The sequence below is a fragment of the Nocardioides sp. NPDC057772 genome, from assembly GCF_042798075.1.
Classification (GTDB): domain Bacteria; phylum Actinomycetota; class Actinomycetes; order Propionibacteriales; family Nocardioidaceae; genus Nocardioides.
The window spans coordinates 1-1,145 of record NZ_JBHVKN010000402.1 but is presented as its reverse complement, the minus strand read 5'-3'; the positions used below and the strand labels follow the sequence as shown (position 1 = coordinate 1,145).

The 1,145-nt window shown below is 74.3% G+C and carries 1 protein-coding gene; it reads left to right on the top strand.

Annotation, left to right across the window (positions count from 1 at the left end; all coding sequences use genetic code 11):
* Nucleotides 1–1,145: iron chelate uptake ABC transporter family permease subunit (locus ACFVJS_RS28025; protein WP_378886811.1), on the top strand; the 1,145-nt coding region annotated here is incomplete at both ends.

Below are 1,145 nucleotides of genomic sequence, written 5' to 3'. Positions count from 1 at the left end.
CACCCAGGGCACCTCCGGCGTCGGTCCCGCAGACTTCCTAGACGCGCTGCTCGGACGTGAGCAGGCGCACGGCGCCACCGCGTCGACCATGGAGATCATCACCGGCTCACGCATCCCTCGGCTCGCCGCGGGCATCGCGGTCGGGTTCGCCCTCGGCGTCGCTGGGGCGCTCCTGCAGTCGCTCGCGCGCAACGCCATGGCGGCTCCGGACACCCTCGCGGTGACGGGCGGCGCCTACTTCGCGGTCACCCTGGTCGCCGCCCTCGGCCTGTCGGTCCCGCTGTGGGCCTCCGGCATCACGGCTTTCCTGGGTGGTCTGGTGGCCGCCGGCATCGTCCTCGCCCTCGCCGGCGGCGCCGGTACGTCGACGACCCGGCTGATCCTGGCCGGGTCGGCCGTCGCGCTCGCCCTCCAGGCCGCGACATCGACGCTGCTCATCCTCTACTCCGAGGAGACCACGAGCCTGTTCGCCTGGGGCAGTGGTTCGCTGAGCCAGCTCGGGCTGCGGGCGTTCTGGCAGGTGGCCCCGGTCGTCGTGGGGGCGACCGTGTGCGGTCTGCTGCTGGCCCGCCGGCTCGACCTGCTCTCGGCGGGCGACGACGCCGCCTCGGTCCTCGGGGTCCCGGTGCGCTCGACCCGTGCGGTCGGGACCGTGCTCGCGGTGCTGCTGACCTCGGCGTCGGTGACGCTGGCGGGACCGATCGGCTTCGTCGGGCTGTGCGCGCCGGTCCTCGTCCGCCTGCTCGGCCGGCTCGTCCCGACGCTCAACCGCCACGCCGTGCTGCTGCCGGCCGCGGGTCTCGTGGGTGCCCTCGTGGTCGTGGTGGCGGACGTCGTCGTCCGCGCCGCGCTCGGTGCCGACAAGGCCATGTCCGTGCCCACCGGTGTGACGACGACGATCGCCGGTGCGGTCGTGATGGTGCTCCTCGCCCGCGGCGGGCGCGACTCCGGGCCGACCCGTCGCCCGCCGGGCGCGACCGTCACCATCCGCAGCAGGCTCCGCTTCCTGGTCGTGCTCGTCCTCCTGCTGGCGCTGACCGTCGGGGCCACCGTGGTCGGTCTGCTCGCCGGACACCAGTGGCTCTACACCGGCGACATCGTCGCCTGGCTGCGGAACCAGGGCATCCCGCTGGTCCAGTTCGCCC